Source organism: Xanthobacter sp. NM-25 (assembly GCF_022138605.1).
Lineage (GTDB): Bacteria > Pseudomonadota > Alphaproteobacteria > Rhizobiales > Xanthobacteraceae > Xanthobacter.
Genome location: NZ_JACBFS010000001.1, coordinates 1 through 18,595 on the forward strand (window position 1 = coordinate 1; position 18,595 = coordinate 18,595).

Here is an 18,595-nt window from a genome sequence, read left to right on the forward strand (position 1 = left end):
CACTGCTTCAAACAGTGAAGCGGTGCCTCTACACCGCCTCCCAGACGCGGTTCAGGATCTGTGCGGCGAGCGCTGCCTTGTCCTGCGGCAGGAAGCGCCCATAGTGCTTGGCCACCATGTCGGGCGTATCCTGGATGGCGTAGCTCGCCTGCTCATAGGAGCCGGTCTGCTTCAGGATATGGGTGGCGAGCACGTCGCGGACATTGTGTGGGCCGTGCGGCAGCAGCCCCTTGATCGCGCCGCGATCCGTATAGGGATTATGGATGCCGTAGCGCTGGATTGCGAGCCGCCAGGCCTCATAGAAGGTATTCTGGCAATAAGCGGCATCCTTGCTGGTGAGTTTCACCGTCTTCACGAACAGCGTCCCAGGATCGGCGGCATTCTTCAGCAGTGCTCTCCGGTGCCGATCGATATAGGCGTCGAGATAGTGGTAGAGCCCGCCGAGGTCCGGCAGGATCAGCCGGAACGGCTTGCTGCCGAAGAAGGACGAGTTCGCGTTCTTGAACGCGACGGAAGGAATGAACACTTCCCAGCCTCGATCGCGTTCGCACCAGCGCAGTTCGCCGCGCTTCAGTTCCGTGAGGCGACGTTCCGAGCTCGGAATGTGTCCGCGCGGGCAGACGAGGAGCTGGCGCAGGTTCTTCTGGCGTAGCCCGAGATGCAGGCCGAGCCGGAGCATCAGGAAAGCCCTCACGGCTTCAGCGGCGGCACGCGGGTAGCGCTTCTCGTCGGGTATCCGCCGCAGGATCTCCTCGGTGATCTTGCGGTACTCGCCAATGGGACTGTCAGCTTCCAGCACGACCATGATCGGCTCGAAGGGATCGCGATGGATGCGCGCGACACGTTGGACTTCCTTGGCGCGGGCAAGTCCGTGCTTGTGCATCTGCTCGCAGGCGCCGGCCCAGTCGGCGCGGATTCCAGCGATGTCCCGCTCACTGATGAGATTGGGAATGGGCTTGATCCGATCAGCGAGTTGCGGGCTCTGGCGCAGCCACCCGGTGTCGACCCGCGTCAGTGCGATGGCGATGCGCAGCATGTCGACTTCCCATGCGGTGTAGAAGCCACGCCGACGTTCGCGCCACTGGATGTACCAGTCCCAGACGATCGGAAAGACCAGAAGACCGAAGGTGAGGCTCTCCAGCGGCACGCCGAAGCCATGAACGGCCCCGCTCGGTGCCGCCGCCAGGGCGCCAAACATCAGACCCAGATGCTCGACCTTCTGCGAGGCGGTCTCCTCGCCCCAGACGCCATTGCGCTGATAGCCGAAGGCGGTCAGGGTCGTCGTCTTGAAGCGGATGAGCTCCGCCATTTCCTCGGAAAGCTCGGCAGGTGCATCGACAGCGGCGACCGCAAGCTCGGGATCGGGCAGGCTGCCATCCTCTTCCCGGCAGAAGCGATAGAGCCCGCGCGGACGCGTGGATTCGCCGAGCAGGCCGGGAAAGCGCACCGCGTAGCGCTGTCTCATCGCGGCAGCCTGGAACCGACGATATTCGGTTGATCCGGAGATGACCACGCGCTGCACCCATTCGAGGATCTCCTCCCGCTCCTTCAGCGGACGGCGATCGAAGTCGAAGGGCAGATGCCAGGCGAGGCGCCGCCGCTCGGCACGGCTTATGCCGGCAATGGTGCCGGCTGAGGTGCAGCGGTCGGTCATCGGCAGTTTCTGCCTGAAGTAGCCGAGTGGCAGGCGATAGCGCCGCTCAATGAATTCCAGCGCCGCAAGACTGCGGGCTGCACGCGGCACCTTCACGCCGCGCCGCCACATGTTGAGGGTCGTCTCGTCGACCTGGCTGGCGCTGCTCGCCAGGACGCTTGCGAGATGCTTCGAACTGTCGCCATGCCGGCGCATGTGAAGGTCCAAGGCCTCGGCGAAGGCTGCGGGATCCTCCCACGGTTTGCCGTTGCTCTGCGGAAACTCCACGATAGGCTTTGCGCGAACGCCGGGCTTCCGACGCAGCGGAGCGGGCGTCTCGGATCGCGGGTCGGCATCTGCCGACTCTGCAGGGTTACGGTGCGCGGTCGCACGAGGTGCCCGGCGAGATGCGACGCGGCTCGCCTTCCCAGAGTGGGGTCCTCCATTCTGGCGAACGTCCCGCGCCAGGGCATCGAGGCCGGGCGAGAGGACGCGTGCGGCGCGTTTGAGGTCGACATGATCGACGCCGCATGCATCCGAGATGGCGAGCCAGTCGTAGTCGTGCCCGGCCTTTGGCGGAGGCATCCGGGCGGCGAGCAGTCCGAGAAGCCAGTTCTGGAACGACGCCGCGTCGCGCGGAGACAGGATAGTGGTGACGCGCTGCTGGCAGAATTTCTCCAGCATGCGCGCGAAGGTCAGTCGGGGCATGTTTGATCAGAAGGACGCAATGGTGAGGAGGCGAATCGCCTCGGAGCGGGCAGCATTTCTCGACAACGGCGACCGCTCGCGAAAGCCCTTCCAGCCGTTGGTCCACTGATCGATTGAGCGAAGTGCTGCAGTTGGCGCAAACAGGACAGCCCCTCGTAAGGCTCACCTGAATTTATATTGCGATTTCAATCATATAATTGTTCACAGTTTCGTTCTTATCGGCACGTCGGATACCGCGAGCGGAACCCTGCTCGGTTGAGGGCGCATCTTGCAAGTTTTTTTCCGCTGCCCTTCGCTCCCCTACGATCCGCGGCCAAGTCGACATTGCAAGCCGGCCTGCCACATGACCTTCTTCACTCTCCCGGACGAACACGAAGGAGGTGTAGGACTTTGTCGATCGGTTGTGCTCCCGTGGAACCATGTCTTCGCCGTGTTCGTGATCGCGCTGATCGCGGCCCGACGCGACACATCGGACCGTGGTGGCGGGCTGGAATGGGCTCAAACGTACTTAGTGTCTCGGTGGAACCGCTACGCCGCCAACCGCGGAACAGCCCCTCCAACCAATCGCAGGAATCGGGTGTTGCAGGCCCCCGCAACCAAGATAAACCCAGCAACTCATCGAGTTCGCTGGGTTTTATTTTGCCTCAACCACCGCCGGCACCATATTCAATCCCAGGCGGTCGCCGCCTTGGGGTGCGGTTTTTGATGTCCGCATATCCGCCACCTTGGCCGTTGGAGACGTCGTCGGCCGCCTAGCCCGTGCAATACTGACAGCCCAATCGCGCACGCCCGCCGACCGGAACCAGGGGCCTCCAGCCGCCCGCATGACGCGGCGCCCACCCCAGCACGTCTGTGCCGTCTGACCTGAAGCGGATGCCCCGCTTCAGGTCAGACGGCATGTCATTCCCCCCGGCACGAAAGCAACACGGCGGCGACCACGAGGTGGCGCCGCCGCTGCGAAACGCCGATGCCTCGGCCCGCGAAACGGCACCGGTGCCCGCGCGGACGGAGAGGCCATCGGCGCGGTGTGGAGGGGCAAACAGGCTGGCCCGCACCCCCAGGCACACCATCGGAACCGCTCGCGCAATCGTCTGAGGCGGACCAATGGACACGGATCGTCCGGCCTCACGCGTGAGCACCCGGCAAGCGGCCCATCTTCGCCGATCCATCGTTGCTCACCGATGCATTACCGACACGCTCGGCTGCGATCTCTAGCCTCGAATGAAAGAGAGACGCGCCTGCGCGCAGATTCTATGCTCTTTTGGGCCGGAAGATCGCACCTTGGGAGCCGCCGGCATCCACAACCAATAAGATTATTTTTCTGTATATGTTTTCGAGAGTTGTCCATATATACCGCGATGAACGGCTCAGAGACGCCGACGCGCGCAGAGGAGTGTGCAGTATGGAGGTTCATGGTGTTGGCAACGCGGTGAGCATTGGGGGCAATGCGAAAATCGCGGGGCGAGTGATCGGCGACCACAACCATATCTTCATCCAGGATTCCAGCGCACTGAGCATGACGCTGCACGTCCGCGGCTCCCATAATCGGGTGGTCATTGGCCGTGGCTTCCGCACACGCGATCTCAACGTCAGCATTGGCAATGATGTTCCGGCGCATCGCGTTACGCTTGAAATCGGAGATCACTGCTCCACCGAGCCAAACTGCTCATTCTATCTTTACAATAGTGGAAATTCGCTCAGGATCGGCAATGCCTGCATGTTTTCAAACTCGATCATCATCCGGACTGGAGAATCCCCGCACCTGATCTTCGATGACGAGACCGGAGATTATCTGGATACGGTAGGCAACGTGACGATCGGCGACCATTCATGGATTGGCGAACGCGCCTATATCACAAAGAACGCATCCATAGCGCCTGAAACGATTGTTGCGGCATGTTCAGTGGTGACGCGACGCTTTGACGAACAGATGACGGTGCTGGCTGGCAATCCGGCCTCTGTGAAGAAGCGTGGCATCCGCTGGATTCGCAACCAGACGCTGCTTCCGAAGGACAGCAAGTTTCGGAACAGCTTCGACGCCTTCCATGCCCAGTTTTCGCCAGCGGCCTCTTCAGAATCATAAGGCCCTCCCTTCTGCAATACCCGTGTCGGGGCCTGAGAGGCTTCAAGACAGCGCCACGGCATTGCCCCGCCACCAAAGCCCGAAAGACGCGGCGCAGCAGCGCGCCTCCGATTGCCGGCTTCCATCGGCAGGACCAAGGCTGATGCTCCGCCCACCGCCACTTCACCGGCGGGCGGACGCGCGACGGACATCGGGGATGCCGCGCACCGCTGGATCTCCGGTGCCATCAGCGCTGAAGACCCCAGCGGCGCACCGTGCCGTGCTCGATGGCGCGGAACAGCACCTCCACCGCCAGCCCGATGAGGATCACCGAGACCAGGCCCGCAAACACCTTGTCCGTCAGCAGCTCATTGCGGTTACGATAGATGTACCAGCCGAGCCCGCCGGACCGGGAAGAGACGCCGAACACCAATTCAGCCGCGATCAGCGTGCGCCAGGCGAAGGCCCAGGCGATTTTCAGCCCCGACAGAAGCGAGGGCAGCGCAGCGGGAATGAGGATGAACGCGACATAGGATGGGCCCCGCAGACCGTAGTTGCGCCCCACCAGGCGCTGCGTCTCGGGCACAAGCTCAAAGCCGGTGAGGGCCGCGAGCGCGAACGGCCAAAGCACCGCGTGGACCATCACCAGCAGCAGGCTCGCCTCACCAAGGCCGAACCACAGCATGGCCAACGGCAGCAGCGCGATGGCCGGCAGCGGATTGAACATGGCCGTCAACGTCAGCAGCACCTCCTTGACGAAGGGCACTGCGATGGCGATCGAGACCAGCGCGAGCGCCAGCACGATGGCGAGAGCATAGCCCTTCAGCAGAACGCCAAGCGAAGCGACGGCGGAGGGAAACAGGTCTTCATCCCGCAGGCCGGTGATGAGTGCCCGCGCCGTGTCGGTGAAGGTGGGAAACAGCAGTGGGTTGTTCTGCCACAGCGCCGCCGCCTGCCAGAGCGCGGCCAAGGCGGCGAGGATGGCGAGGCGACGCACCAGCGTGGTTTTCCAAAGCCGATCCCACACGGTGCGGAACACCACATGGCGCGACCGCCCGCGTCCAACACCCTCGCCGGCGCGCCCGAGCGCTGCGTCGCGTGCGACCTGATCAGACATGGCGTGCTCCATCGGCGAACAGCAGATCGTGGACATGGCGGACCACGTCCTCGAAAGGTGGGGTTCCGCGTTCCGCAAGGCCGAGGCCTGAGGTGTCGAAGGTGGCGATGGTGCGCCCCGGATGCGCCGCCAGCAGATGCAGCTGGGTGCCGAGCAGCACCGCCTCGTCGATGGCGTGGGTGACGAATACCAGCGTGAAGCCCTGTTCCTGCGCCAGCGCCAGCAGGTCTTCCTGCAGGGTCCGCCGCGTGAGGGCATCGAGTGCCGCAAACGGCTCGTCCATGAGCAGAACGTCCGGCTCGGCCGCCAGAGCCCGGGCGATGGCGGCACGCTGCTTCATGCCGCCCGACAGGGTGTGTGGGTAGGCATCAAGGGCACGGCCCAGGCCCACCCGCCTCAGCGCCCGCTCGGCACGGGCCCGCGCCTCCTTCACGCCGAGCTTGCGGGCGACACGCAACGGGAAGGCCACATTGTCCCGCACGCTTTTCCAAGGCAGGAGCTGGTCGAACTCCTGGAACACCACGATGCGATCCGGTCCCGGGCCGGAAATCGCCTTGCCGCGGATCTCCACGGCGCCGCCGGCCGGCCTGAGGAAGCCGGCGAGCGCCTTGAGGATGGAGGATTTCCCGCAGCCCGACGGGCCGAGCAACACCAGCCGCTCGCCGGAGGCCACACGGAAACTCACGTCCGTCACCGCGCGCGCCGGCCCATCGGGCCCCGGGTAATCCAGGGTGAGACTGCGCGCTTCAAGGACCGGCACCTGCGCCTGCGACCAGGGGACTGCGGGAGAGGATGCGAGGGAAGATACCGGGGAGGATGCAAGGGAGATCATGGGCATCGGCTCAGGATCCGGAATCCGCATGCAGTTCCTCAAACGTATAGTCCTTGAAGCTCCCGGGCTTGGCCTTGATGGCGCCGATGCGGTGCATGAACGCGGCAAACTTGAGGGTGCCACGCGGAACGAGCGTGTATTCGGTGTCCGGGCTGGAGAGCACGTCTTCGATGAAGGCCGGCTCGAGCTTGGATTGCTCGACCTCCACATAGATCTCGGCCGCTTCCTTCTTATGGGCCGCCACCCATTCGGTCGCCTCAAGGAAGGCCGCAAGGAAGGCTTGGTAGGTTTTGGGATTTTCCTTGCGGAATGTCTCGGTGGCATAAGCAACCGTGGGCGTGATCGGCCCACCGAAAACGTCGTAGGAGGAAAACACCTTGTGAACGTTGGGGCTCTTCAACGCCTGGTTCTGGAAGGGGGCGTTGGACAGGTGCGCGGTGATTTCCGTGCTGCCGGAGATCAGCGCGGCGGTAGCGTCCGGGTGCGGCAGGGTCACCATCAATGGATCGAGCGTCTTGGCCTTGCCGGGCCCGAACGTCTGTTCGCTGGCGAGCTGGAGAATGCGCGCCTGCACCGAGACGCCCGCCACCGGCATGGCAATCTTGTCCTTGTCGGTGAAGTCCTTGATGGTCTTCACATTGGGATTGTTGGTGAGCAGATAGTTCGGCTGCGCACCGAAGGCACCGACGATCTTCACTGCGTTCGGCGTGCTGCGTGTCTTGTCCCACAAGATGAGAAACGGCCCGATTCCGGCGGAGGCGATATCAATATTTCCGGCCAGCAAGGCATCATTGACCGCAGCGCCTCCGGACAGGCGCGTCCATTGGACATCAATATCGACGCCCAAGGCCTTTCCGTGCTTCTCGATGAGCTTTCTCTGCTTCATCACGTGGAACGGCGTGTAAAGTGTGCCGAACTGCTGTGAGATGCGCAGCAGGCCTTCCGCTCGGGCGGGAACAGCGCCGAGCGCACCGCCAAGGGCGAGGCCGAGCGCAAGGAGGCGTCCGAAAGATCGGCGGGTGGGCATGTGTGTCGTCCTTCCCTTTGGCTGATGACGGCGCCCGCGCAGTGCGTTCTCTCCGGCAACTGCGGTGGGCCCTCCGGCGCGGCGGTGGTGGCCCATGGCTGCAGGCTAGGCCGATGACCCCCATCGACCTTTTCCGAGGATGCCGGTCTATTTTATATAATGTCAATTGACTTAATCAATTATATGAGGCGCTGAAGAGTGGCAGCCGTGCACAATAAACGGAAATTCAAATTTATCATTAGATTTCAGTCTATTATGAGACGCCGGTCGATATCCGACGGCGGGGCCCCATACGCGGACTGTGGGCCGAACAGGCTCGCGCGGCCTCTGTGGGCATAAGGCGCGCGGCGCCACGACACAGGGTGGCGCGCCGGCGCTGCTCAAAACACCTCCGAGCGTTCTCGAAAGCGGCGGATTGAAAAAAGACAGGTGGGACGGCTTGACTTAGTTGATATTATCCATGGATTTTATTAACTATTGAGCGACGCGCGCCACGCTTCTCGCACCGATCGCAGTCTCTGGAGCCCCCCATGTCCCTCAACACCGCCGACTCCGCCCTGCCCGCCGCCGAGCAAGCCAATGTCTTGTGGTTCCTCCCCACCCATGGCGACGGCCATCATCTGGGCACCTCGCACAAGGCGCGGGAGGTGACCCTCGCCTATCTCAGGCAGATCGCGCAGGCCACCGACCAGCTCGGCTACTATGGCGTGCTGATCCCCACCGGCCGCTCGTGCGAGGATTCCTGGATCATCGCCTCGGCCCTGGCCGCCTTCACCGAGCGGCTGCGTTTTCTGGTGGCGGTGCGGCCTGGCCTCCTGTCCCCCGCCGTCGCCGCGCGCATGACGGCGACGCTGGATCGCATCTCCGGCGGGCGGGCGCTGATCAACGTGGTCACCGGCGGCGACCCGGTCGAGAACCGCGGCGACGGCTTCTTCTCCGACCACGCGGAGCGCTACGAGATCACCGCCGAATTCCTCGAGATATACACCCGCCTCCTGAAGGGCGAGGCGGTCACCTTCTCGGGCAAGCATCTGAAGGTGGACGGCGGCAAGCTGCTCTATCCGCCGGTGCAGCAGCCCCATCCGCCGCTGTTTTTCGGCGGCTCCTCCGCCCCCGCCCACGACGTGGCGGCCCGGCAGGTGCAGAAGTATCTCAGCTGGGGCGAGCCGCCGGCGCAGGTGGCGGGCAAGATCCGCGACATCCGTACCCGCGCCGCCGCCGTGGGGCGCGAGGTGACCTTCGGCATCCGCCTGCATGTGATCGTCCGTGACACGACCGCCGAGGCGTGGGCCGCCGCCGAAGACTTGATCCGCTATGTGGACGACAAGACCATCGCCGATGCGCAACAGGTGTTCGCGCGCATGGATTCGGAGGGCCAACGGCGGATGAGCGCGCTGCATGGCGGTCGCCGCGACCGGTTGGAAGTGACCCCCAACCTGTGGGCCGGCGTCGGCCTGGTGCGCGGCGGCGCGGGCACGGCGCTGGTGGGTGATCCGCAAACGGTGGCCGCGCGCATGAAGGAATACATGGCCATCGGCATCGATACGTTCGTGCTTTCCGGCTATCCCCACCTGGAGGAAGCCTACCGCTTCGGCGAAAGCGTCCTGCCCCTTCTGCCCCGCGCCGCCGAAACCGGCGCGCCCGGCGCCGCCGCCCCCCATCACGGACCGTTCGGCGAGATCATCGGCAACGCCATCGTCCCCGAGGAACGCCGCGCCTCGGCGTCCTGAGCCCGCCCCGCGAAGGCCAGGCACGTGGAGACGGCGCGGCCGGAACAGCCCGGCGTTCGCGAGGCATCCCCTTGTAATTAAAATAATTATGATCTGATCCGACCCCTCTCTTGTCAGTGGACGCGGCCGCCCGTTGACCTGTAGGGATGATCGGGTGAGCGGCCGCCCGATGTCGATGGCTTGGCTGCAGGCATGCATTCAGGCGAGTGTCGCGTGTCCAAGACCCTTGAGCGTGCATTTCTGCTGTATGGCCCGGAGCTGCGGGGCTATCTCAAGCAGAAGATGGGAAGCGCGCATGCCGCCGCTGACATCGCTCAAGACACCTTTGTGCGGATCGCCGAGATCCCCGCGTCCCGTGCCCCGCGCGACCTGCGGGCCTACCTCTTCCAGGTGGCGCGCAATCTCCTCATCGATCACGTGCGACAGGAAAACCGGCGACAGACCTTTCCCACTCCCTCCGAGGACTTCGCGCGGATTGCCGATGAGGCCCCCTCCGCAGAAGAAATGCTGCTGGCCCGCGAGCGGATCGCCCACCTGCGCGACGCCCTTGCCGAGCTGTCTCCACGCACCCGCGACATCTTCAGCCTCAACCGCATCGAGGGGCTGAGCTATGCCCAGGTGGCCTCCAGGCTGGGCATCTCGGAAAGCTCCGTGCAGAAGCATCTGGCCCTTGCCCTGCGGCATCTCACGGCGCGGGTGGGGCCCCCGTGAGGGGCCGTGCCTCTCGCTGCGCGGCTTGCCAAGGCTGGCACGGCCTCTTAGAGCAGCGGCACGCGACCGTGGGCGCGCGCATTGTGCCATGGGCGCGTTATGCCAAGGGCGCCCCGCGCGGAACGCGGCCGAGGGGGCTCGACACCATGGGGACACTTTAGTCGATCGGGGTGGTAGAGCGTGGACGGGGATCGAAAACGCGGCCAGGACGTGGAGGCGGACGCCGCCGAGTGGGTGATCCGCAGCAACGAGCGGCCCCTCGACGAGGCCGAGCGCGCCGCGTTTGAAGCCTGGCTTCGGCGCGATCCGGCCCACCGCACCGCATTCGAGAATGCCCACGCCACCTGGATCGGCCTCGCGGTTCTCCGTCACGAAGCGGAGGCGGGCGCCTCATCCTCTCGCCATCTGGCCGAAACGCCGATGCCCGCGTCGCCTCCCCGCGTCTCCCCGCGCCTGCGGATGGCGGCGGCCCTGGCGGCCACGCTGGCGCTGGTGCTCGGCGCGGGTGTGCTCTACCGGGTGGGCGATCCCTTCGTGGCGATGACCTCGGACTATCGCACCGCACCCGCCGAGGTCCGCACCATCACCCTCGCCGATGGCAGCACCGTCGAGCTCGGCCCCGCAAGCGCAATCTCCATTCAATTCAGCGACGACGTGCGCCAGGTCACCCTGCTGGCCGGCGATGCCTTCTTCACCGCCACACCGCGCCAGGGCCCGGAGCTCCGACCGTTCGCCGTGCGGACTCAGGGCGGCGTCACCCGCGCGCTCGGCACACGGTTCGTGATCGAGAACATGGGGCCGGAAGTGCAGGTGACGGCGGTCGAACACCGGATCGAAGTCTCGGTGAGCGATGAGCGGCAGCGTGCCTCCAGCGTCGTCCTGTCGCCCGGCGAAACGGTGGCCTATGCGCCCGAAGGCCCGCTGGGGCCGGTCCGCCACACCGACGCGGCGGGCGCCGCCGCCTGGCGCCGGGGCCTATTGGTATTCGATGCCGTGCCCCTGCGCAGCGTGGTCACCAAGCTCAATCGCTATCGCCGGGGGCGCATCGTCATCATGTCCCCCGCTCTGGCCGAGCGTCGGGTGAGCGGTGTGTTCGCTGCCGATGACCTCAACGAGGTCGTGGAGACCATCGCCACCGAGCTCAATGCCCGAACCGTGGCGGCCCCCCCCTTCGTCACCCTGCTGTTCTAAGCACGGCTGCGACGGCAAACCCCGCTGACCAAAAAAATGCGACGCGGCGTTACCGGATCCGCCGGCTCGCACGTCTTCTTCCGCGACATGGCATGGCGGAGCGTGACAACGCCCGCCGCCACAGGGGACGAGGACGGGCAGAGTCATGGCACGACGGCAGCATCATCGACGGCAGCACCGGGCGCTTTCGCCCGCCTTCCTGGTCACCGCGCTGGCCGTGCTCACCTGCCAGCCGCTCCAGGCACAGGAGGCGCGCGTTTCTGCCGGCGCCGCCAGCAATGCCCGCCTCGCCTTCAACATCCCGGCCCAGGATCTCAACCAGGCCGTTCTCGCCTTCGCCCAGCACGCCGGCGTGCGCGTGTTCTATGACACCGCCCGGCTCCGGGGGCTGCGCTCGGGCGCGGTGAGCGGCGAGCTGACCCGCGGCGAGGCGCTGTCCCGACTACTGGCTGGAACCGGTCTCGCCTATCGCTTCACCGGCGCCAGCTCGGTCACCATCCTCGCCCCCGACGCCACCGCGTCGGGCAGCGCGGAGGGCGCCATTCTCCTCGACACGCTGCAGGTGGAGAGCGACGGCACCATCGGCTTCGTCGCCACCCGCACCGACGTCGGCACCAAGACCAACACGCCGCTGATCGAGACGCCGCAGTCGGTCTCCGTGGTCACGCGCGACCAGGTGGAAACCCAGGGCGCGCAGAACGTGGTGGAAGCGCTGCGCTACACGCCGGGCGTAATCGCCGAGGTCCGGGGCTCCGCCACTCGCTATGACATGCCTTACATCCGCGGCTTCGGATCCCCGACCGACCCGATCCTGTTCCTGGACGGGCTGCGGCTGTCGCGCGGCTCAGGCTACGCCATTCCCCAGATCGATCCTTATCTGCTGGAGCGCATCGAAGTTCTGAAGGGTCCGAGCTCCATGCTGTACGGGGCCAGCACGCCGGGCGGCTTCGTCAACATGGTGAGCAAGCGCCCCACCGAAGAGACCATTCGGGAGATCGTCGTCGGGATCGGCAGCTTCGACTACTACAAGACGGCGTTCGACCTGGGTGGCGCCGCCGACCCCGAAGGCAAGCTGCTCTATCGCCTCGCCGGCGTCGCCTATACGGGCAACACTCAGGTGGACTTCACCGAGGAGCAGCGGGTATCCATCGCGCCCTCCCTCGCGTGGCGCCCCAATGACGACACGACCCTTGTCGTGCTCGCCAACTATCAGCGTGATCCGGAAGGCGGCTATTACGGTGTTCTGCCCACCGTCGGCACCGTCAGCCCCAATCCGAACGGACAGATTCCGCGCAATTTCTTTGAAGGTGATCCGAACTTCTCCGAGTTCGACCGCGAGCAGGCCAGCATCGGCTACGAGTTTGCGCACCGCTTCAACGACACCTGGTCGTTCCAGCAGAACCTGCGCTACACCCATCTCGGCGTGAGCACCGAGAGCCTGTCCACCGCAAGCCTCGCCACCAACCTCTCGACCATCAACCGCTACGCCCTCGCCACCGACGAGACGCTCGACGGCCTCGCGCTCGACAACCGGCTGGAAGCGCAGTTCGCCACCGGGCCCATCGCCCACAAGATGATCTTCGGCCTCGACTACCAGTATATGGATTGGAGCCAGGTTCAGAACTACGGCGCGGCGGCGTCCATCAATTATCTTCATCCGGTTTACGGTCTGGCGCGGCCAACAAACCTCTACACCCTGAGCGACCAGAACCAGACCATCAGCCAGACCGGCCTTTATGCGCAGGACCAGCTGCGACTGGGCAATTGGCTGCTCACCGCCGGCGGCCGCTACGACTGGGTCGACATCTCCACCACCAGCCATCTCACCGGCACGGTGACGGACCAGAACGACAGCGCCTTCAGTGGTCGGGTCGGGCTGACCTATCTATGGGAGAATGGGGTGGCGCCCTATGCCACCTTCTCCACCTCGTTTCTGCCCGTTGCCGGCACCAGCAGCACCGGCGAAGCGTTCCAGCCGACCACGGGTGAGCAATATGAGCTGGGCATCAAGTATCAGCCGGCCGGCTACAATGCCATGTTCACCGCCGCGGTGTTCGAGATCACCCAGCAGAACGTCACCACTTATGCCTCGCCGACCCTGCGCTACCAGACCGGCGAGGTGCGCTCCCGCGGCTTGGAGCTGGAGGCCAAGGCCTCCCTTTCCGAAGAGCTCAACGTCGTCGCCTCGCTGACCCTGCTCGACGCCACCATCACCCGCTCGCTGTCCGCGGACCTGGGGCAAAGCCCGGTCGCGGTGCCCGATGTCATGGCCTCCCTCTGGGCCGACTACACCTTGCGCGACGGGCCGCTCCAGGGGTTCGGCATCGGCGGCGGCGTGCGCTATGTCGGCTCGTCGGTGGGCGGCTATGTGCCGGCGGTCACCAATCCCAGCGCGGTGCCGTTCGAGGTGCCGGCCTACACGCTGGTGGACGCCATGATGAAATATGATCTGAAAGGCCTCAGCCCGCGCTTCACCGGCGCCGAATTGCAGGTGAACGCCAGCAACATCTTCGACGCCACCTATTACACCTGCCAAGCCTATAATTTCTGCAATTATGGCAAGGCGCGCACCGTGCTGGCAACGCTGCGTTACCGCTGGTGACGGGCCCGCGCGTGACCGGTCAGGCAAGCCCGCCGACGAACCTCGCGCCGCCCGTCCACGGACGGCGCGAGGCGGCGCGCATCCTCATCGCGGCCTGCGGCCTCTACCTCAGTTACGGCATGATGGCGGGCCTCGCCCAGGGGGGGCTGCCCCCGGTGCTGCGGGCGGCCGGTTTCGGCATCGCCGCCAGCGCCTGGATCCTCGCGCTCTACCTGCCGTTCGGCCTCGCCTTCCTGTGGGCGCCGGCGCTCGACCGCTGGTCCCTGCCCTGGCTGTCGCCACGGGTGGGATGGATCGTCGCCATGCAGGGGCTGGTGGTCATGGGCCTCCTCGCCATCGGGCTTGGCGCCACCCTGCCGGCGCCGGTGCTGCTGGCCCTGGCGGTGGGTATCTCGGTGGCCGCCGCCACCATGGATGTCAGCCTCGATGCCCTCACGGTGGAGGTGGTACCGGCCGGCCTGAGGCCCGCCGCCGCCGCCACCAAGCTCGCCAGCCTCGCGCTCGGTGCCATCCTTGGCGGGGGGGTATTCATCGGCCTGTTCGCGCACATCGGCTGGCTCGGCACCTTCTCGGCCCTCGCCGGCGTCGCAGCGCTGGTGACGCTGCCGAGCGTGCTGCTGCCAGCCATCGACCGCAAGGTGGACCGCGCCGGCCGCGCGGCGCCGAGCCTTTTCGCCCTGTTCCACCGCCCCGGCATGGTCCGGCGACTGCTGACCCTGTGCGCCATCTCCAGCGCCACCTTCGCCTTCACCGGGCTGAACCGCATCATGCTGGTGGACTTGGGGGTGCCGCTGGAGCGGATCGGCTGGACCGTGGGTGTGCTGGCCCCCATCGGCATGCTGGCCGCATCCGCGATGGCGGCGGCGCTCATGCGCCGATGGGGCGGCGGCGCGGCGGTGATCGCCTTCACCGCCCTTTGCCTTCTGGCCGCGGTCGCCCTGCTGGCCGGATTCGTGCTGCAACACGAAGGCATCGCCATCACCGGCGCGGTGCTGGCGGGAACCGGCGGCAGTGGCATCTTCGTGGTGTTCGCGGCGCTGTTGCTGGGATGGGCGGCCGGCCCGCAGCCAGCGACGGACTACACCACCCTGTTCGGCATCGCCCGCCTCGTCAGCACCCTCGCGGCCATCGTGGCGGGCCAAGCCGTCGCCGTCATGGGCTGGACCGCCTTCTACATCGTCATGCCACTTCTTCTGCTGGGGGTGGTGCTGGCGGCGCGCGCCGGTCGCGACGACCGGCTGCTGCGCGATCCCCCCTCTCCCTGACGAGGCCAACGATCATGACCGACGCTGCCCTGGCGCCCTCCGTGTGAACCGCAAGATAGGATGGCAGAGCCGGAGTAAGTCGGATTACGGCGGGGATAGCCGGATAAGGCATTGAAACTCGCGAACATTCGAGAGTGCCCGGCAGAAGTCTCCCGAGATTGCTGATTTGGCAGTGATCGACCTCGTTCGCAGCGCTGCGCAATGTCTCTTAGCAGTCGCCCTTAACGATGCGAGCGAGATCGGTTTGACGCTCGCAGAGCGCGAATGGTGTCATCCCCGGTTACCTTAAAGGGGTGAGACTTGCTGACATCCAACGCCTGGGCGGCGCCGTTGGGGCCGGCTTTTGAAGCCGATGAGCCATGGATTTGCGCGCACGGCGGCGCGCCACCGGGCTGAACGCACTTCGACGCATCATTGATCTCGCTGGCGCTGGTTGCAGCACTGGCGGGCGTTTGCGCGCCAGTGCGTCGTCATCCCAATACCCAGAAGAGCGCCAGGGCGCCGGCCGCCTCGCGGAGCGGGAGCGGCAACAGGAGGAGCTTGACCAGGATCAGGCCGAGGATTTGCTCTTGGCCGGATTGGCGGCCGCAGCACGCAGCACCGCGCGCTCTTGCTCGATCAAGAGCTTAACGGCTCCGAGGCGCTCGGCAGCGTCCGCACTGATCCGGTATGCCTCGCCATAGAGGCGCCCGGACACCTGCACCAGCTCTCGCGCGGAGGGCCGCGCACCTTCCTGCCGATAGAGGATCTCCACCAGCTCCCCCACTTGCCCCATGAACTCGGTGTCGATGGTAGCCGGTGTCGCCGCCACGGTGGGCTCCACCGGCTCTTCAAATGCAGCAGGCTCCCGACCCGTGATGAGCCAATCGAGTGAGGCGCCAGTCAGGCCGGAAACTGCCAGAAGGAATGAAATTTTCGGCTCGTGGGTCCCGTCCAAGTAGTTCCCGACCGTGCGCCGAGCCGTACCAGTGGCGTCTGCCAGCGCACCGATGCCCCCGAATCGTTTCGCGACGATTCGCAAGCGCTCGCCAATCTTTGCCTCTGCATCCATGCTCATTTGGGTAGCCTGGATGAGATCGCAATCAGCATGGATGCGCATCCATGCTGAAAAATGCCAATTACAATCAGTGACATGCGCCGAAAGTTGCACACATCTGCGCAACGGCAGGATGGATGCGCAAAATGCAGCTTGTCTGATGTGCAGATTTCAGCCATCTTCACCACCAGCAGCACGAATATTCGCTCGATAGTTGGCGAGCGAAGCCCCGAAAAAACCGGCCTGGCAGGGCCGGTCCTCAGGAGGGTTGAGGATGACCAAGACGGCGCCCGTCCGGTGGGACAGGCACTCGATCAAGGCCGAGGTACATCGGCGCGGGGCGACCCTGCGGGCGATCTCCGTCGCGGCCGGGCTGGAGCCTGGCGCCTGCAGCGCCGCGCTCCGGTACCGGAATATTCGCGGAGAACGCGCGCTGGCCAAATTTCTCGGCGTTGCCCCCGAGCGGATCTGGCCGGACCGCTATGCGCACCCGACACCCTGGGCCAAAACTAGCCTGAACAAGATTTGTGGCACCAGCCAAAACGACACCCCCTCCACTGACAGCGGAGTGGCCGCATGACCACGCGCCTGTCAGCCCGCCGGAATGCCGCGGACAACCGCCACCCCATCCATCTGGCCGCGCACAGGCTCGCCGAGATCCGCGCGCGCTCGCTGCAGACGCTCCTCGTGGTCGCCGCGACGCTGTTCGCCGCGACGCTCTTCTGCATCGTCGTGCTGGTGGCCCGCCGATGAGCTGGACCTCGCTCATCATCGCATACGCCGCCTTCGTACTCGGCCGCAATGGGGTCCCGCTGCTCCCGGCTGGGCTCGCCCTTGTCGTCCTCCTTGTCCTCCTCCTTTCCGTCTCCGGAGCAAACGCATGAGCGCACAGATGGAATATCTGATCTGCCACACAGCCAAGGGCACCCCGGAAGGCGTGGTCTATTTCACCGGCACGCTGCAGATGACGTCGGTCGAGGGGCCGGCCGGCCTGATCCGGGTGGCGATGACAGATCCCGGCTATTTCCGGGCGGATGCCTGGGTCGGCGAGGAGTTCCTCGCCGAAGTGCTCGCGGATGCCCTGACGCGCCAGAGCCCCGCCGCCGGCCTGCCGCATGCTCCGGTGTGGCGCGCGCTGCCGGCCGAGATCCATCTGCGGCCGCAGCCGGCGGAGCGGGTCGACCTCTCCAATTATTGCTATGGCGTCGCCGGCTCGGCGGTGCCGCAGGTCTATCACGTTCGCGGCGTCGAGATGGACCGGTGGCTGGCGGATTGGGGGGAGGTTCAAGCCGCGTTCGCGGCGGCCGGTCACAGCGCCTCCATCACCCCCATCACGCTGCCGGCCAGCGCCGAAGATTTCGTCGAGATCCTCGGGGTGATCACGAAGGCCGGCCACGATCGCTGCATGCGCCTGCAGGCGGCGATGCAGTGGCTGCTCGACAGCATGCACGATGCCGGCGAAACCCACGACCCGCAGACCAGGGCCATCTATGACAGCGTCGAGGATGCCGCGGCTGCGCTGGTCGAGGCTGGCGGCCACCTGAACTGGTACAGCCCGGCCGATGCGCGGGGCTATCGGCTGCGGGAGGCCGCCGAGGGGCTGGCCAAAGCCGCGACGCCTGGCGCCACCTCGTCGGTCGCCAACATGGGCGAGTGTATGTCGGCCAAGACCGGTGGTGTGTCCACCAAGGCGCCGAAGGAGCCCACGGGCGGCCCTTATCTCTGGGATGAGGGCGAGGTGGTGCGGGCGCTGGCGTCAGAGGGCGAGAGATCCAGTGCCAGTCGCCTTGGTAAGGCGGTCGTCGACCGCATCCGCCTAGAGGTCTGCGGCCTCAGCTCTTGCCCCCACGGGGGTCAGTGATGGTGTGGAATACACCGTTCACGGTGCCGCCCGCTGATACCAGGATCGCGTCCACAAACTCGGATCGCTCCTGGAACATTGGCAGCGCGCGCCTCTCCCTGATTAAGCCGGGCCCCGCGCGCCCGCTCACTTCCGGGGGAGGGCGAGATGATGCGCGCCATTGATCTCAGCTCCTTTGAAGGAGCCTTCAAACCGGCTGAAATCAGAACTCGACTGGATCGGGTGACGACCGTAGCCACGCGATCAGCATGGCCACCAGCGCAGCAGCCATGGCCGGGCATCGCGGCGCGCCTGCCGTTCGGCTCGGGTCTCGAAGCGGTGGCTGGCGCCAGCGCCCAACAGCGCGAAAAACCGCAGCCGGAACGGGATGACCAGCGACTCGCTCGCCTCCATGCCGAGCGCATTCCCGGCCGCGTTGTAGGCGATGGCATCCGCGATGGGTTCCACCGGCGGCTCGTCGCCGTAAATCTGCGCCAGAGTGGCATTCCACTCGGCGAGCTCTGCAGTGTCGGGCGCGACGGCGCGACGCATGGCGGCGAGCAGGTCGTAGTAGCGCCGTTGCAAGGTCTCATGGATGCGGGCACGGCCAGCAAAGTCAAAGACGAGCTGGGCAACGCCGACCACGGCCGTCGCGGCGCCGATCCACACGATGTCGAGGCCGGCCTTGCCGGCAACATCCACCATGACCGCGCCACCGAGAAGCACGGAAAGGGCCGTCGCATATCGGTTCCAGCGCTCCAGGCTCCGGCGGCGGGCGGTGTGGTACTGCGCATTGCGGACAGCGTGGAAGATGAGCTCCGGCGCGGTCAACGGTTCCATG

15 protein-coding genes are annotated in these 18,595 nt (G+C 65.7%); 9 read left to right on the forward strand and 6 right to left on the reverse strand.

Annotated features, from left to right (window positions below; genetic code table 11):
* Positions 1-28: 28 nt before the first annotated feature.
* On the reverse strand, positions 29-2,341 hold the full coding sequence (locus MEU52_RS00005) for a hypothetical protein (RefSeq protein WP_238122008.1): 2,313 nt from the start codon (positions 2,339-2,341) through the stop codon (positions 29-31).
* Positions 2,342-3,743: 1,402 nt separating this feature from the next.
* Here MEU52_RS00005 and MEU52_RS00010 point away from each other — a divergent pair.
* Positions 3,744-4,424: an acyltransferase gene (locus MEU52_RS00010; protein ID WP_238122007.1), complete on the forward strand. Its 681-nt coding sequence runs from the start codon at positions 3,744-3,746 to the stop codon at positions 4,422-4,424.
* Positions 4,425-4,650: 226 nt separating this feature from the next.
* On the opposite strand, the gene MEU52_RS00015 is transcribed toward MEU52_RS00010, so the two are convergent.
* The 3 genes from MEU52_RS00015 to MEU52_RS00025 all read right to left on the reverse strand — a co-directional run bounded on the left by MEU52_RS00015 (position 4,651) and on the right by MEU52_RS00025 (position 7,379).
* Positions 4,651-5,520 carry an ABC transporter permease gene (locus tag MEU52_RS00015; protein ID WP_238122006.1) on the reverse strand — a complete coding sequence of 290 codons (870 nt, stop codon included), beginning with the start codon at positions 5,518-5,520 and terminating at the stop codon, positions 4,651-4,653.
* Positions 5,513-6,205 carry an ABC transporter ATP-binding protein gene (locus MEU52_RS00020; RefSeq protein WP_337927130.1) on the reverse strand — a complete coding sequence of 231 codons (693 nt, stop codon included), beginning with the start codon at positions 6,203-6,205 and terminating at the stop codon, positions 5,513-5,515. Before MEU52_RS00020 ends, MEU52_RS00015 begins: the two co-directional genes overlap by 8 nt.
* A 157-nt stretch (positions 6,206-6,362) precedes the next feature.
* Complete coding sequence (locus MEU52_RS00025) at positions 6,363-7,379, reverse strand: ABC transporter substrate-binding protein (RefSeq protein WP_238122004.1); 1,017 nt, start codon at positions 7,377-7,379, stop codon at positions 6,363-6,365.
* A 530-nt stretch (positions 7,380-7,909) separates the two neighbouring features.
* Between MEU52_RS00025 and ssuD the strand changes: the two genes are divergently transcribed.
* The 5 genes from ssuD (at position 7,910) to MEU52_RS00050 (ending at position 14,878) form a co-directional block, all read left to right on the forward strand.
* Complete coding sequence (gene ssuD, locus MEU52_RS00030; RefSeq protein ID WP_238122003.1) at positions 7,910-9,109, forward strand: FMNH2-dependent alkanesulfonate monooxygenase; 1,200 nt, start codon at positions 7,910-7,912, stop codon at positions 9,107-9,109.
* A gap of 213 nt (positions 9,110-9,322) precedes the next feature.
* Positions 9,323-9,820 carry an RNA polymerase sigma factor gene (locus MEU52_RS00035; protein ID WP_238122002.1) on the forward strand — a complete coding sequence of 166 codons (498 nt, stop codon included), beginning with the start codon at positions 9,323-9,325 and terminating at the stop codon, positions 9,818-9,820.
* Between the two features lie 180 nt (positions 9,821-10,000).
* Positions 10,001-11,011, forward strand: a complete 1,011-nt coding sequence (locus tag MEU52_RS21890; RefSeq protein WP_238122001.1) for a FecR family protein — start codon at positions 10,001-10,003, stop codon at positions 11,009-11,011.
* 145 nt (positions 11,012-11,156) lie between these two features.
* Positions 11,157-13,613: a TonB-dependent siderophore receptor gene (locus tag MEU52_RS00045; RefSeq protein WP_238122000.1), complete on the forward strand. Its 2,457-nt coding sequence runs from the start codon at positions 11,157-11,159 to the stop codon at positions 13,611-13,613.
* Positions 13,614-13,624: 11 nt separating this feature from the next.
* Positions 13,625-14,878: a hypothetical protein gene (locus MEU52_RS00050; RefSeq protein WP_238121999.1), complete on the forward strand. Its 1,254-nt coding sequence runs from the start codon at positions 13,625-13,627 to the stop codon at positions 14,876-14,878.
* 550 nt (positions 14,879-15,428) lie between these two features.
* Here MEU52_RS00050 and MEU52_RS00055 read toward each other — a convergent pair.
* Positions 15,429-15,935: a helix-turn-helix domain-containing protein gene (locus MEU52_RS00055; protein ID WP_238121998.1), complete on the reverse strand. Its 507-nt coding sequence runs from the start codon at positions 15,933-15,935 to the stop codon at positions 15,429-15,431.
* Positions 15,936-16,188: 253 nt separating this feature from the next.
* Here MEU52_RS00055 and MEU52_RS00060 point away from each other — a divergent pair, with 253 nt between their 5' ends.
* From MEU52_RS00060 to MEU52_RS00070, 3 genes are all read left to right on the forward strand, one after another.
* Positions 16,189-16,494, forward strand: a complete 306-nt coding sequence (locus MEU52_RS00060) for a helix-turn-helix domain-containing protein (RefSeq protein WP_238121997.1) — start codon at positions 16,189-16,191, stop codon at positions 16,492-16,494.
* Complete coding sequence (locus MEU52_RS00065) at positions 16,491-16,667, forward strand: hypothetical protein (protein WP_238121996.1); 177 nt, start codon at positions 16,491-16,493, stop codon at positions 16,665-16,667. The genes MEU52_RS00060 and MEU52_RS00065 overlap by 4 nt, the downstream gene beginning before the upstream one ends.
* Positions 16,668-16,794: 127 nt before the next feature.
* Positions 16,795-17,775, forward strand: a complete 981-nt coding sequence (locus MEU52_RS00070; protein ID WP_238121995.1) for a hypothetical protein — start codon at positions 16,795-16,797, stop codon at positions 17,773-17,775.
* A 243-nt stretch (positions 17,776-18,018) separates the two neighbouring features.
* Here MEU52_RS00070 and MEU52_RS00075 read toward each other — a convergent pair whose 3' ends face one another.
* On the reverse strand, positions 18,019-18,594 hold the full coding sequence (locus tag MEU52_RS00075) for a hypothetical protein (protein WP_238121994.1): 576 nt from the start codon (positions 18,592-18,594) through the stop codon (positions 18,019-18,021).
* Position 18,595 lies beyond the last annotated feature (1 nt).

Excerpts from the sequence above, each read along its gene's own strand:
- MEU52_RS00045 (WP_238122000.1), top strand. The coding sequence starts at position 11,157 with ATGGCACGACGGCAGCATCATCGACGGCAGCACCGGGCGCTTTCGCCC.
- ssuD (WP_238122003.1), top strand. The coding sequence starts at position 7,910 with ATGTCCCTCAACACCGCCGACTCCGCCCTGCCCGCCGCCGAGCAAGCC.
- MEU52_RS00015 (WP_238122006.1), bottom strand. The coding sequence starts at position 5,520 with ATGTCTGATCAGGTCGCACGCGACGCAGCGCTCGGGCGCGCCGGCGAG.
- MEU52_RS00075 (WP_238121994.1), bottom strand. The coding sequence starts at position 18,594 with ATGGAACCGTTGACCGCGCCGGAGCTCATCTTCCACGCTGTCCGCAAT.
- MEU52_RS00025 (WP_238122004.1), bottom strand. The coding sequence starts at position 7,379 with ATGCCCACCCGCCGATCTTTCGGACGCCTCCTTGCGCTCGGCCTCGCC.
- MEU52_RS00070 (WP_238121995.1), top strand. The coding sequence starts at position 16,795 with ATGAGCGCACAGATGGAATATCTGATCTGCCACACAGCCAAGGGCACC.
- MEU52_RS00060 (WP_238121997.1), top strand. The coding sequence starts at position 16,189 with ATGACCAAGACGGCGCCCGTCCGGTGGGACAGGCACTCGATCAAGGCC.
- MEU52_RS00065 (WP_238121996.1), top strand. The coding sequence starts at position 16,491 with ATGACCACGCGCCTGTCAGCCCGCCGGAATGCCGCGGACAACCGCCAC.
- MEU52_RS00005 (WP_238122008.1), bottom strand. The coding sequence starts at position 2,341 with ATGCCCCGACTGACCTTCGCGCGCATGCTGGAGAAATTCTGCCAGCAG.
- MEU52_RS00010 (WP_238122007.1), top strand. The coding sequence starts at position 3,744 with ATGGAGGTTCATGGTGTTGGCAACGCGGTGAGCATTGGGGGCAATGCG.
- MEU52_RS00055 (WP_238121998.1), bottom strand. The coding sequence starts at position 15,935 with ATGAGCATGGATGCAGAGGCAAAGATTGGCGAGCGCTTGCGAATCGTC.